This is a genomic window from Serratia sp. Nf2, from assembly GCF_003028435.1.
Taxonomy (GTDB): domain Bacteria; phylum Pseudomonadota; class Gammaproteobacteria; order Enterobacterales; family Enterobacteriaceae; genus Serratia; species Serratia marcescens_L.
The window spans coordinates 123,593-136,873 of the sequence record NZ_PYTW01000011.1 but is presented as its reverse complement, the minus strand read 5'-3'; the positions used below and the strand labels follow the sequence as shown (position 1 = coordinate 136,873).

At 60.0% G+C, this 13,281-nt stretch carries 11 protein-coding genes; 5 read left to right on the top strand and 6 right to left on the bottom strand.

Annotated features, from left to right (window positions below):
- Positions 1–137: 137 nt before the first annotated feature.
- The gene (gene actS, locus C9411_RS21895) at positions 138–887 is read left to right on the top strand and encodes an amidase activator ActS (RefSeq protein WP_107227927.1); all 750 of its coding nucleotides are present in this window, start codon (positions 138–140) and stop codon (positions 885–887) included.
- Positions 888–921: 34 nt separating this feature from the next.
- On the opposite strand, the gene C9411_RS21890 is transcribed toward actS, so the two are convergent.
- Positions 922–1,779, bottom strand: a complete 858-nt coding sequence (locus tag C9411_RS21890; RefSeq protein WP_107227926.1) for a GyrI-like domain-containing protein — start codon at positions 1,777–1,779, stop codon at positions 922–924.
- A 181-nt stretch (positions 1,780–1,960) separates the two neighbouring features.
- On the opposite strand from C9411_RS21890, the gene C9411_RS21885 reads away from it, so the two are divergent.
- Positions 1,961–3,730, top strand: a complete 1,770-nt coding sequence (locus C9411_RS21885) for an ABC transporter ATP-binding protein/permease (RefSeq protein WP_107227951.1) — start codon at positions 1,961–1,963, stop codon at positions 3,728–3,730.
- A gap of 9 nt (positions 3,731–3,739) precedes the next feature.
- Here the strand turns inward: C9411_RS21885 and betI are convergent, their stop codons facing one another.
- Positions 3,740–4,336 carry a transcriptional regulator BetI gene (gene betI, locus C9411_RS21880; protein WP_107227925.1) on the bottom strand — a complete coding sequence of 199 codons (597 nt, stop codon included), beginning with the start codon at positions 4,334–4,336 and terminating at the stop codon, positions 3,740–3,742.
- Between the two features lie 158 nt (positions 4,337–4,494).
- Here betI and C9411_RS21875 point away from each other — a divergent pair, with 158 nt between their 5' ends.
- Positions 4,495–6,039: a BCCT family transporter gene (locus tag C9411_RS21875; RefSeq protein WP_060422926.1), complete on the top strand. Its 1,545-nt coding sequence runs from the start codon at positions 4,495–4,497 to the stop codon at positions 6,037–6,039.
- 6 nt (positions 6,040–6,045) lie between these two features.
- Here C9411_RS21875 and C9411_RS21870 read toward each other — a convergent pair whose 3' ends face one another.
- Positions 6,046–6,477 (bottom strand): VOC family protein, encoded by a 432-nt coding sequence (locus C9411_RS21870; protein ID WP_049193888.1) that lies wholly within the window; start codon positions 6,475–6,477, stop codon positions 6,046–6,048.
- 654 nt (positions 6,478–7,131) lie between these two features.
- Here C9411_RS21870 and C9411_RS21865 point away from each other — a divergent pair.
- Both C9411_RS21865 and C9411_RS21860 read left to right on the top strand, forming a co-directional pair.
- Positions 7,132–8,397: an MFS transporter gene (locus tag C9411_RS21865; protein ID WP_063990712.1), complete on the top strand. Its 1,266-nt coding sequence runs from the start codon at positions 7,132–7,134 to the stop codon at positions 8,395–8,397.
- Positions 8,398–8,433: 36 nt separating this feature from the next.
- Positions 8,434–9,243, top strand: a complete 810-nt coding sequence (locus C9411_RS21860) for a MoaF C-terminal domain-containing protein (RefSeq protein WP_107227924.1) — start codon at positions 8,434–8,436, stop codon at positions 9,241–9,243.
- A 1-nt stretch (position 9,244) separates the two neighbouring features.
- On the opposite strand, the gene lldD is transcribed toward C9411_RS21860, so the two are convergent.
- From lldD to C9411_RS21845, 3 genes are all read right to left on the bottom strand, one after another.
- Entirely contained in the window at positions 9,245–10,384 is a 1,140-nt protein-coding gene (gene lldD / locus C9411_RS21855; RefSeq protein ID WP_107227923.1) for an FMN-dependent L-lactate dehydrogenase LldD, read from the bottom strand.
- A 42-nt stretch (positions 10,385–10,426) separates the two neighbouring features.
- On the bottom strand, positions 10,427–12,010 hold the full coding sequence (locus C9411_RS21850) for an L-lactate permease (RefSeq protein WP_107227922.1): 1,584 nt from the start codon (positions 12,008–12,010) through the stop codon (positions 10,427–10,429).
- Positions 12,011–12,333: 323 nt separating this feature from the next.
- Positions 12,334–13,254 carry a LysR family transcriptional regulator gene (locus tag C9411_RS21845; protein ID WP_063990716.1) on the bottom strand — a complete coding sequence of 307 codons (921 nt, stop codon included), beginning with the start codon at positions 13,252–13,254 and terminating at the stop codon, positions 12,334–12,336.
- Positions 13,255–13,281: the final 27 nt, after the last annotated feature.

The following is a 13,281-nucleotide window of genomic DNA, read 5'->3' as shown; positions in this document are numbered from 1 at the left end:
TTTCGTCGTTGGGTAATTAATCAGTCATCCTTACCTGTTTAGCATAGACCGTCTGGGGGTTTTTGACTGACCCGGCGCAAATGTTACACTGTGCGGCTGACGCGTATCAGAACCGAAACGACGACTGAGGACTGGATTTGAGCACAGGAAGCAAATGGGCTGGGTGGCGCCGCATCGCGGTGTGTCTGACATTGGGGCTGTTGTTGGCCGGGTGTTCGGGTAAAAACACCTACAACCGCGACTACGATAAACTGCCGAAGGGCAGCTACACCGGCAAGTCCTACACCGTCAAACGGGGCGATACGCTGTACTACATCGCCTGGATCACCGACAGCGAAGTCAGCGATCTGGCCAGAATCAACAAGATACGCCCGCCTTATAACCTGGAAGTGGGGCAGAAACTGCGGCTGAGCGGCAGCGCGCCGACCAAAACCGCCGCCACGCGCCGTAAAGCGTCTTCCGCCGCGATCGCCAAGCAAACGCCGCCGCCGGGCGCAGCCCGCTGTTGGCGTTGGCCGACCAGCGGTCGGATCGTGCAGGCCTACTCCAATTCAGATGGCGGCAACAAGGGCATCGACATCGCCGGCAAACGCGGCCAGCCGATCTACGCTTCCGCCAAGGGCAAAGTGGTGTACGTCGGCAACCAGCTGCGCGGCTACGGCAACCTGATCATGATTAAGCACGGCGAAGACTTTATTACCGCCTATGCGCACAACGACACCACGCTGGTGCGCAACGGCCAGGATGTGAAGGCGGGGCAGAAGATCGGCACCATGGGCAGCACCGGCACCGATTCGGTGTTCCTGCACTTCCAGATCCGCTACCGCGCTACCGCGCTCGATCCGCAGCGTTATCTGCCGCCGCAAGGTTCGTCGCCGTCCTGTTAACGTCAATCTGGCTCCTTGCGGAGCCAGATGTCAGTTACTTCAGCGGCAGGTAAAGATCGGTCACCAGTTCATATTCCGCCACCTCGTGCACGAAGTTGTGGTAGTGGAAATAGAGCGGAAAATCGCGCAGCTCCTCGCCGCTGGCCGGCAACCACTCGCGGTACAGATAATGGGCACTTTCCGAGAGCCCATCCAGCGAGCCGTGATGGCGCAGCAGCGCGCAGCGCCCGGTCGGCAGCGTGCTGTTCACCACGCCAAAGGCGTTGTCCTCGGGGATCGGCGCCGTGACCTCGCCGCAAATGAAGAAGCGGAAGTCCTGCGCTTCGGTGGTAGCCGGATCGTGCGGTGCGATGCCGAAAGTGCGGCTGCTTCTGACCGGCGACAGGCCGCTGGTTTTGCGCCACTCGATAAAGCGCGCGGCGGTTTCGTTGACCAGCGCGGACGGGCCGCGATGTTCGATCATAGCCACCGGCGTGGCCGGGAAGTCGACAATGTCTACCTTCATGGGTTGTTTCCTTTTGTGTTTCGGCTCGGGAAAGCGCTGCTGCCAATCGATCCAGGCCGGCCGTTTGCGAAACTGGCTTGGTGTTTGGCTGAACGCCTGTTTGAAGGCACGGCTGAAGGACTCCGGGTTTTGAAAACCGGCGTCCAGCGCGATGTCAATCACTGGCTCCAGTGGGTTATACGCCAGGCGGTACGAGGCGCGTTTGAGCCTCATCCATTGGATATAACGCCACACCGAGATGCCGCAATACGCGCTAAACTGGCGTTGAAAATGAAAGCGCGAAAAGTGGGCCACTTCGCTCAGTTTTTCGACGGTGAGCGCCTCGTCCAGGTGGCGGTCGATATAGTCAAAGACCTGCGCAAAGCGCTTTGCATACGTCTGGGTCATGTGATTGTCTCCTCCATGCCTGAACTTTGCCCGAGCCGCCGTCGCTTCTCCTGACGGATGATGCTGAGTTGCCGCCGCAGGACAACGGGATGGCTGCGGCGTTCGCCGCCGGCCAGGCCAAACTCATAACCCCCGCGCGGCCGTGTGCCGCGATCCCGACCGAGAAGATGAATATTACATGATGGATCGTTCCCGTTTGCTGAAATTCCTGCTGCCCTACCTGTGGCCGAAAGACAACCCGCGCCTGCGGGGGTATCTGGTGGTGGCCTTCGTATTCATGGTGGCGGCCAAGGTCAGCACCACGCTGGTGCCGCTGGCCTACAAAGCGATGGTCGATGCGCTGAGCGGCGAGACGGCGAAAATGCTGGCGGTGCCGCTGGGGCTGATCGTCGCCTATGGCGTAGCGCGGGTGGGCGGCGCGCTGTTTGAGGAATTGCGCAACGTGATGTTCATTCACGTCAGCCAGAATGCCACGCGCCTGCTGGGCGTGCGGGTGTTTCGCCAGCTGCATGCGCTGAGCCTGCGCTTCCATCTGGAGCGCCAGACCGGCGGGCTGTCGTTGTCCATCGAGCGCGGCACCCAGGCGGTGGCCACGGTGCTGTCGCGCTTGCTGTTCTCCATCGTGCCGATCCTGTTCGAACTCTCGCTGGTCACGGCGATCATGTGGCATATGCTGAACGGCTGGTTCGCGCTGGCGATCCTGACGACGGTCGGCTGCTACATCCTGTTTACCGTGCTGGCGGTCAGCTGGCGCACCCGCTTTCGCCGCGAGCTCAACAAGGCCAACGCCGATGCCAACAGCAAATCCATCGACAGCCTGCTGAACTATGAGACCGTGAAGTACTTCGGCAATGAAGAGTTCGAGGCCGAGCGTTTCGACCTGTCGCGCCGGCTGTACGAATACGCCGCCATCAAGAACCAATTCAGTTTTACGGCGATCAACCTGGGGCAAACTGCCATTATTTCGATCGGGCTGATCGTGATGATGGCCATGGCGGCGCAGGGTATTACGCAGGGGACGATGACGGTCGGCGACTTCGTGCTGGTCAACGCCTATCTGCTGCAGCTGTATCAGCCGCTGAACTTCTTCGGCTTTATTTATTCCGAGGTGCGCCAGGCGCTGATCGACATGGAGAACATGTTCGATCTGCTGCAGGAAAAGCGTGAAATCGTCGATAGCCCGAATGCGCAGCCGCTGCGCCTCGATCGCGGCGAAGTGCGGTTCGATGCGGTCAGCTTCGGTTACGACACGCGCCGGCCGATCCTCAAGCAGGTGAGTTTTACCATTCCGGCGGGCCACACGGTGGCGGTGGTCGGCGCCTCCGGCGCGGGCAAGTCCACGCTGTCGCGGCTGCTGTTCCGCTTCTACGACGTGCAGAGCGGCGCCATTACCCTCGATGGCCAGGACATTCGCCAACTGACCCAGGCCAGCCTGCGGCAGGCGATCGGCATCGTGCCGCAGGATACGGTGCTGTTCAACGATACGCTGCGCTACAACATCGGCTACGGCAAAACCGGCTCCAGCGATGAAGAAATCGAGCGGGCGGCGCGGCTGGCGCATATCCATGATTTTATCGTCGGTCTGCCAGACGGTTACGACACCCGGGTCGGCGAGCGCGGGCTGAAGCTGTCGGGCGGTGAAAAGCAGCGGGTGGCGATCGCGCGCACCATTCTGAAAAATCCGGCCATCCTGGTGTTCGACGAGGCGACCAGCGCGCTGGATACCCAGACCGAACGCGAAATCCAGGGGCACCTGCGCGAGGTGAGCCGCAACCACACCACGCTGGTGATCGCCCACCGGCTCTCCACCGTGGTGGACGCCGATGAGATCATCGTGCTGGAGGCGGGGGAGATCGTCGAGCGCGGGGGGCACGAGGCGCTGCTGGCCGCGAACGGCCGCTACGCCGCGATGTGGCAAACCCAGTACAGCGAAGAGCAGGAATCGCGCTGACGAGGGCGTTCACCCCAGCGGCTGCGCGGAATTGAGCCGCTGTGCCACGTAGTCGCAGGCGATGCGGCAGTCCTGCTTCAGGTCGGTCTCATCACCGGCCAGGCTACCGCGTAGCCAAAGTCCATCGATCATTGCCGCCAGCCCGCGTGCGGCATCACGCGCCTGGCGTAACGGCAGCTCGCGGCGAAACTGATAGCAAATATTGGAATAGAGCCGCCGATCGTTGGCGCGCTGCAGGCGGCGCAGCACCGGCTGGTGCATGCTGGCGGCCCAGAAGTCGAGCCAGGCGCGCATGGACACGGCGTTGGTTTGGCTGGGGTGGAAGTTGCCCTGGATAATGGCGAACAGCTGTGACTGGCTGTCGCTCGCCGCCTGCGCGCGGCATTCGGCCACCGCGTCGCGCAGATCGCGCAGGATTTTGCGCATGGTGGCGCTCAGCAACCCCTCTTTATCGCCAAAATAGTGGCTGACGATGCCGGTCGACAGCCCGGCTTCTTTCGCCACCTGAGACAGGGTGACGCCGGCCAGCCCGACGACGTTAATGGTCTCGAAGGCGGCGTTAATCAGCTGCTCCTTACGCTGTTCCGGAATATCTCTGCGGTACATATTTTCCCCAACTGATAGGCCAATCACACTTTGGATTTGATTGATTGAACGGTCAATCAATACTCTATATGCTGCAAAAATGTCAAATAAATGACGATAAAATGTTAACTGAAAGTTGCATTGAAATCGTCTGTCTTTCGCACCATGGAAGCCTGCCAATGACAACAAAAACTCCTCCATCGCTTGACGAAGAACCTGTCAGATTGAATGCTCCGGTATTTTTCGGCTCGGCGGCGGTGATCCTGCTATTGGGATCGCTGGTCGTGCTGTTTCCCTCCGCCAGCAAACTGTGGCTGAACGCCGCACAAAGCTGGGTCGCCGACGTGTTCGGTTGGTACTACATGCTGTTGATGGTCGCCTGTATGGCATTCGTCTTCTGGCTGGCGCTGTCGCGCTTCGGCCATATTCGCCTCAGCCAGGATGACGAGCCGCCGCAGTTCAGCTATCCCTCGTGGGTGGCGATGCTGTTCTCGTCGGGCATCGGCATTGCGCTGGTGTACTACGGCGCTTATGAACCGCTGGATCACTTCCTGTCGCCACCGGAAGGCAGCGGCGGCACCGTGCAGGCGGCGCGACAGGCGATGGCGTTGACCTTTTTGCACTGGGGGCTGCACGGCTGGGCGCTGTATGCGCTGATCGCCACCGCGCTGGCCTATTTCGCCTATTGCCGCGGCCTGCCGTTGGCGCTGCGCTCTGCGTTATACCCGATCTTCGGTGAACGCATCCACGGCGGCGTTGGTCATCTGGTGGACAGTTTCGGCATTCTGGTGACGGTGATCTCGATGGTAACCAACCTGGGGATCGGCGCGCTGCTGGTGAACTCGGGGCTGTTTTATCTGTTCGATATTCCGCAAAGCACCGGCGTGCTGCTGGCCCTGATCGTGGTGATGATGGTGGTGGCCACGCTGGCGGCGGTCACCGGCGTCGAGAAGGGCATCGCCATGTTGTCGAACATCAACGTCGGCTTCCTGTGCCTGCTGCTGCTGTTCGTGTTTCTGGCCGGGCCGACGCTGAATCTGCTGAACGGCATGTTGCAAAACCTCGGCGATTATCTGACCTCGCTGGTCAGCCGCAGCTTCGATATGTATCTGTACGGCAAGGCGCGCCAGTGGCAGGGCGCCTGGACGCTGTTCTACTGGGCCTGGTGGGTGGCGTGGGCGCCGTTCGTCGGGCTGTTTATCGCGCGCATTTCCAAAGGGCGCACCATTCGCGAACTGATTTTCGGCGTGCTGCTGATCCCGCTGGGTTTCACGCTGGCGTGGCTGTCGATCTTCGGCAATACCGCCATCAGCCTGGTGCTGGAAGGCGGGCAGGCGATCCTGGGGCAGGTGGCGCAAAGCGATCCGCCGATGGCGGTGTTCAAGCTGTTCGAATACCTGCCCTATACCCAACTGACTGCCGGTTTCGTGGTGGTGATCAGTTTCGTGCTGTTCCTGACGCCGGTCGATTCCGGCACGCTGATGATAGCGAACCTCTCCTGCCAGGGCGGTTCCGCCCATGATGACGCGCCGGCCTGGCTGCGGGTGTTCTGGGCGGCGGTCACCACGTTGGTGTGCGCCGGGTTGCTGTACGCCGGCAGTTTCAGCGCGATGCAGACCGCGGTGGTGCTGTGCGGCCTGCCGTTCTCGGCGGTGATCGTGCTGTACATGGTCAGCCTGCGCAAGGATCTGTGCCGTTACGCCATGAAGCCGGTGCTGCCCTGAGGCGGTTTATTCGTCTGCGCGCGGCCGGTGATGCACGTACTCGACAGTCGTGCCGTCCGGCAGGCGCGCATTGAAACAGGCGCCGGTGGGCACCTCCACCGGGCCGAAGAAGATCTCGGCCCCGGCGGCCAGCAGCCGCTGGTGGTAGGGATAAATGTCATCGACCAGCAGCGTGCCGACAGTGCTGCGGAAAGGGCGCAACTGCTCTTCCGCCCCTTCCAGGATCAGAAACGGTCCCACCGCCGCCAGTACCAACCGATGCTCGGGAAAATCGAAGCGCATGTCCGCCGTTACGCCGTGCAGCTGCTCGTAAAACGCGATGGCGCGATCGATTTCGCCTTCGCCAACGTAGACCCGAATCAGCACGCGTGGCTCACGCAGCGATGAAGAGTCGGCGGTTTTGCGCCAGAAACCGGCTTTTGTCAGTGCTGTCGTCATGTTCATCTCCTTGCTGGTTACCTGCCGCTTATCATGCCGCCGTTTTTTCATCCGGGGTTGGATCGAGTTGGCATAAGCTAGCCGCGCCGGTAATAACCCATTCACAGGGCGTTAAAGGGCGTTCTGTTTGTGATTCCGGTCACGGCCTGCGCTTTTATTATTATTCAGCATTGATAATGTCATGGCGTGATTATTGATTAACACAATAGAGTTAATCGTTCGCGCCATAACCGCGATAAAGCAAACGGATTCAAATAATAAAGCGGGTGGGGCAATGCGGCCGATGAAAAGGGAAATGTCGTCCATTTATAAGAAGGAATTAAGTTTTATTTATTAACCTGTTTATAAATCACGGTGCTTTGGCTTTTTAGATAAAATTAAAAAGTGCCGGTTAATTTTATTTAAATCATTAAAAACATAATGTTGATTTATTTTCATGTCATTCGCGTTCTGTGAAAAATACCTGAATCGCCTCTCCGTCGCCGTTTTCAACGGCCGTTTGACATGCCCGTAGCTTGAGATAAGTTTATATCGTTAATATGTTAATGAGTTGTTGTCGTGACCGATGGCCATTATCTCTCTTGGCCGAGCGCTTAACCGACTTATGCCATGGCCGCTCGCCATTCATAAGTTAACTTATGGACTAATGACGCTATGAATAATTCGCCAGGACAGCGCTCGCGATTGAGCGAAGAGAACCGATTGCTGATCATTTTGTTTTTTGTTTTCGGCTGCGTATTCGTCGATCGTCTGACCATCTCTTTTCTGTTTCCGATGATTGCCGCCGATTTGAAGCTGAGCAACGTGCATCTTGGTACGTTGTCGGCGGTGCTGGCATTGACCTGGGCGTTGTCCGGCGCCGGGCTGGGGGCGATTGCCGATCGCTTTAATATCCGTAAACCGATGCTGATCCTGTCGATCCTGGTGTTTTCGCTGTTCTCCGCGCTGTCGGGGTTGGTCAGCGGTTTTGCCATGTTATTGATCTTCCGCGCGCTGATGGGGATCGCCGAAGGGCCGGTGTTGCCGATCGCGCAATCGCTGATGGTGGAAAAATCGCAGCCGCAGCGCCGTGGCTTCAACATGGGGCTGATCCAGGGGGCGGCGCCGGGGCTGCTGGGCGGCATTATCGCGCCGCCGCTGATCATCTATCTGGCACAGAAATGGGGCTGGAGCATGGCGTTTCATCTGACCGCCGTACCGGGCATCATTCTGGCGTGGCTGATCTATCGCTATGTGAACGGCAAGAAGGACCCCGCTTTCAGCGCCGCGCCGGCGGCCGGCAAGGCGGCGAACAAAGGCGCTTACGGCGAGCTGTTTAAAATCAAGAACGTGGCGCTGTGCATTCTGATCTCCTGCGTGTTCGTCACCTGGTTCATGATCATCATTACCTTCACCCCTAATTTTTTGGTGACCGACCGTGGCTTCGGTGAAGGCACGATGGGCGGCATCATGAGCGCCATCGGCGCTGCCTGGGTGTTCTGGGGCGTGGCGGTGCCGGCGATCTCCGATCGCCTCGGCCGCAAGCCGACGCTGATCTTCTTTTCGCTGCTGGCGGTATGCTGCCCGCTGTTCCTGAGCTACGTCGTTAACCCGTGGCTGCTGGGCGTACTGGTGTTCCTGTCTTATACCGGCCTTGGTTGCTTCACGCTGTTTATGGCCACCATCCCGTCTGAAACGGTGTCGCCGGCCCGCATCGCGACCGCGCTGGGGCTGGTGATGGGGATTGGCGAGGTGATTGGCGGCTGTCTGGCGCCGTTTATCGCCGGGCTGATCGCCGATCGCTACGGGCTGGTCAGCGTGATGTGGCTGGCGGCGGCCGGCGCCGTGTGTGCCGGCGTATTGAGTTGTTTTCTCGATGAAACCGCCCCCGCGGTGGTGAGCCGCAGAGCGGTGAAACCGGCGGGCGTCGCCGACGTTTGAGGCGGTTTTCATCCCATTCAATCAAGGAAAGCGAAGATGTCAGCTGAACAATCCGTACTGAATCAAAATGCCGAGCCGGACTGGAAGAATTACGACGATTTCGCGCGCGGTATCGACACTAACCGCCTACCGGGCACCCAGGACTGGCGGGGTAAAACGCTGCAGATCGCCTTTGACAACGACGGGGAAGTCACGCTGCGTTTCAGTGCCGATCGGCAGCGGGTACTGTGGGCCTGGGGTGGGGAGAGCGGCGAGGACGCTTACGAAGAGGTGCAAACCTCCGCCGCGCGTTATTTCTTCAATATTCCGCTGCAGTCGCCGGGCAACGAGTGCCTGACGCTGGTACTCAATCGTGACAGCGGCCGGGCGTTGCTGGTGCGCAGCACGCTGTTGCCGGAACAGACCGTGGAAAAGGGCTCGCGCCTCAAGCAAAGCTTCCACGTCGGCCGGATTGTCGGCGTCACGCCGAGTGGCGTCGCGCCGCATCTGACCCGCGAGCTGATCGGCCATCGTACGCTGAACGTCTACAGCCCCAACCACTATTACGAACACTTCTACGTCAACACCGAGCGCTATGCCTGGCAAAACCTGCGCGGCGAGCAATTCGGCCACGGCGATATGGACTATGCCACCTACTACAAGTTTGAGGACGAGATGTTCCTGTTCACCTTCCGGGAAAAGATTATCCCGGTGTGCTCGGTGTTCTTCTTCGACTTTATTTCCGGGCGCTGTACCGGCACTTTCCTCGGGCTGGACGCCGCCGGCCGGGTGTTGGTGTCACCGGCCGGGGCCTTCATCAGCAAGATGAGCTACAACGCCTACCCGGAAGGCGTGCAGCCGCTTTGATTCAGGCGTTTCTGACCAGCGATCCGGCGTTGATCTCCGCGATGGTTTTCGCGCCGGTGAGCGTCATGGCGACGCGCATTTCCTTGTCGATCAGATCCAGCAAGTTAGCCACCCCGGCTTCGCCGGCCGCCGCCAGCGCATAGACGAAGGCGCGCCCCAGCAGCACGGTGTCGGCGCCCAGCGCGATCATGCGCACCACGTCCAGGCCGCTGCGGATGCCGGAGTCGGCCAACAGGGTAATGTCGCCTTTCACCGCGTCGGCGATCGCCGGCATGGCTCGCGCGCTCGACAGCACGCCGTCCAGCTGGCGGCCACCGTGGTTCGAGACGATGATGCCGTCGGCGCCGAAGCGCACCGCGTCTTTGGCGTCTTCCGGATCCAGAATGCCTTTGATGATCATCGGGCCGTCCCAGAATTCGCGGATCCACTCCAGATCTTTCCAGGAAATCGACGGATCGAAGTTGGCGCCCAGCCAGCCGATGTAGTCTTCCAGGCTGGTGGGTTTGCCGCGGTAGGCCGAGACGTTGCCCAGATCGTGCGGCTTGCCGAGCAGGCCGACATCCCAGGCCCACTGCGGATGCGCAAACGCCTGCAGCACGCGGCGCAGGGCGGCGTTAGGCCCGCTCATCCCCGAGTGGGCGTCACGGTAACGGGCGCCCGGCACCGGCATGTCGACGGTAAACACCAGCGTTTTCACGCCGGCGGCCTTGGCGCGCTCCAGTGCGTTGCGCATAAAGCCGCGATCTTTCAGCACGTAGAGCTGGAACCACATCGGCCGATCGATTGCCGGCGCCACCTCTTCGATCGGGCAGACCGACACGGTGGACAGCGTGAACGGAATGCCTTTTTTGGCCGCGGCGCGCGCGGCCTGCACTTCGCCGCGGCGGGCGTACATGCCGGTCAACCCCACCGGCCCCAGCGCCACCGGCATCGCCAACTGCTCGCCGAACAGCGTGGTCTCCAGACTGAGTTCGGACATATTGCGCAGCACGCGCTGGCGCAAGGCAATATCGGCCAGATCTGCGGTATTGCGCTTCAGCGTATGCTCCGCGTAGGCCCCGCCGTCGATGTAGTGAAACAGAAACGGCGGCAGTTTGGCCTGGGCGGCGGCCCGGTAGTCGGTTGACGCGGAGATGATCATAGTGTTTACCTTCTTGTCTTGCTTGCGATAACGAGTGTTCAGTCAGAGCGTGAGGATCGCTGCCATACCGGCCGCAATCCCGCCGTACGCCAGCATCGGCAGCACGGTCTTTCTGATGATTTTGCCTTCGGCGTTACCGATCCCGAGGATCGAACAGACGGCGATAATGTTGTTCAGGCACACCATGTTGCCCATGGCGCCGCCGACGGACTGCAAGGCCAGCGTCAGATTGACGTCAAGGCCGCTGCTTTGGGCGATCGACTGCTGAATGCCGCCGAACGTCAGGTTCGAGACGGTATTGGAACCGGAGAAGAACGATCCCAGCGCGCCGAGGAACGACGAGAACAGCAGCCAGCTCTCACCGGTCAGCGCCGCCAGCGCTTTACCGATCAGGATCACCGGCGCATTGTCGTCGCCCTGCATCATCAGGTTGACCATCACCAGCGCGCCGAACAGGGCGATAAAGGGCCGCGCGATGCGCCCGCCGGTTTCGCTGAACATTTGCCGCACCTGGCCGCCATTCAGACGGAACAGCGGGATACACAGCACCACCACCAACAGGAACGGGATCAGCGCCGGGACATACAGCGTTTTGTAGCCGGCGGCGGCGGAGGTGCCCAGCACCTGCTGCAGTTCGACGATCAGCGCCCGGCTGATGCGCAGCTCTCCGAGCCAACCGAGGTTTTCTTGCCACAGCAGCGCGGTGTTGTTGAGCAGCGCTTTAAGGCCCAGCTGATGGACGCGCGTCACTATCAGAATAGCAATCAGCAGCAGAGTCGGGGTCATGGCCTTGACCACCTGCAAGAACGGCACCGCCTGCCCGGCGCTCATCGGTTTGCCGCTGCGGGCAAGGCCGATGCCGCCGCGCGCCAGCAGCACCGACAGCGCCAGGCCGATCGCGCCGCCGACCAGTGCCGGGAATTCATAGTTCACCTGAGCCAGCAGCAGATAGGGCACGGTGCAGCTCAGTACGCTGAGCAGGATAAACGGCAGATTGCGGCGAATATCCTGCCAGGAAACGAGAAAGCGCAGCGCCAGCAGAGGAATGACGAAGCCGGCGACGAAGTGGATCAGCGCGGTCTGCCGGCCAATTTCCAGCAGGCTGGCGTCCGACAGGCCGAGATTGGCAAAGCCGAACCAGGTGGGGGTGCCCACGGCGCCGAAGGAGACCGGCACCGAGTTCATCACCAGCGTCAGCAGGGCGACGCGCAGCGGGTTGAAGCCCAGCCCGACCAGAATCGGCGCGGCGATGGCGGCGGGGGTGCCGAAGCCGCTCGCGCCCTCAATCATAAAGGCGAACGCCCAGCCGATAATCATCAGCTGGGCCACGGGATTGGGGCTGATGGTTTCCAGCCAGCGGCGCACCACGTTTTCCGCGCCGCTTACCTGCATCAGTTTGTTGAGCAGGATAGCGCCGGCGATGATAGTGATCGGCGTCAGCGTCGACACCAGCGCGGTGATGATATTGGCATGCAGCAGCCGCAGCGAGGCATCGAACCACAGGAGCTGTACGGCATACACCACGGCGGCCGTCAGCGGCAGGGCGAGGTAAGAGGGCACGCCATTCCTTTTGGTCATCATCCAAATCAGCAGGATGATGGGCGCAATACTGAAAAGCAGGGGCATAAGATCCTCAGGGTTATTATTTTTATGGGCAGAGACATGTAGCTGAAAGGTTAATTAGCGCAACATTTTCATTCTAATCACAACGTTGGCGACGATGCCATGCGGTATTTTTTTAACATCGGCGAACGGCGCCAGCGGTGAAAAAAACGCCGGTCGAAGGGGGTGAATTAACTGCTTTAAAATCAGTTTGATAAGAAGTATTTTTGTGTGATGAATGCGCAGATTCACATTAATTAAGCGGTAATGTTCAATAGATTATGTCCAAAAATGCGGTAATCCCCGCGGCTTTTTACGGCCGCAGGGAAATAATCAGAGCAGGGAACTCAAAAATAATGGCTGATATTTTGGTAGGAACCGATGATATGTTCGATCAGCCGGCGGGTTTTTAACGGCAGATTGCGGGTGTAAGGATAGACGGCATAAATGCCCAAGACTTTGCCGCAGTGGCCGGCCAGGATCTCCGTCAGTTTGCCGTCTTGCAAATCTTCATACACCATGCAGCGCGGCACCATGGCGATGCCATGGCCACCGATCACCGCTTTGCGGATCGCCCGCGCATTGTTGGCCGACAGGTTGCCGTTAACCTGCAGCTCGTAGATTTCGTTGCGCCCCGGCCGTTTCATCAGCCAGTTGGCGGTGCCGCTCTCCTGGTAGGTGTAGGTCAGGCAGTTGTGGTCGAGCAGGTCTTCGGCGCTGCGCGGTTCCGGGTGGCTTTCCAGGTACCCCGGCGAGCAGACGATCACCCAGCGGGAATCGAAGATCGGCCGGGCAATCAGGCTCGAATCCGGCATGGTGCCGGTGCGGATCGCCAGATCGATGCCTTCTTCTACCAGATCGACAAAGCGATTTTCCAGCCGCATCTCGACTTTCAGGTTGGGGTGCAGAGCGCAAAATTCCGCCACGCTTTCACTCAGCAGCAGCTCGCCCGAAATGGTCGGCACCGACATGCGGATGGTACCGGTTAATTCTTCGCTCTTTTCGCTGACGGCGTACAGCGCCTCCTGCACTTTGGTGCCGATCTCTTTGGCCTGTTGGTAGAGCGCCTGGCCGCTTTCGGTCAGCGTCAGGCTGCGGGTGGTGCGGTACAACAGCCGGGCACCCAGCGATTTTTCCAGCCGCCCGATGCGTTTACTGACCACCGAACTGGTGATGCCGGCGCTCTCCGCGGCCTTGCTGAACGAGCCGCAGTCGACAATCAGGGCGAACAGAATCAGGTCGTTGGCGTATTCGTGAGTGGCGAGCATAATCGGCTGTTCCCTTCAGCGGATAGA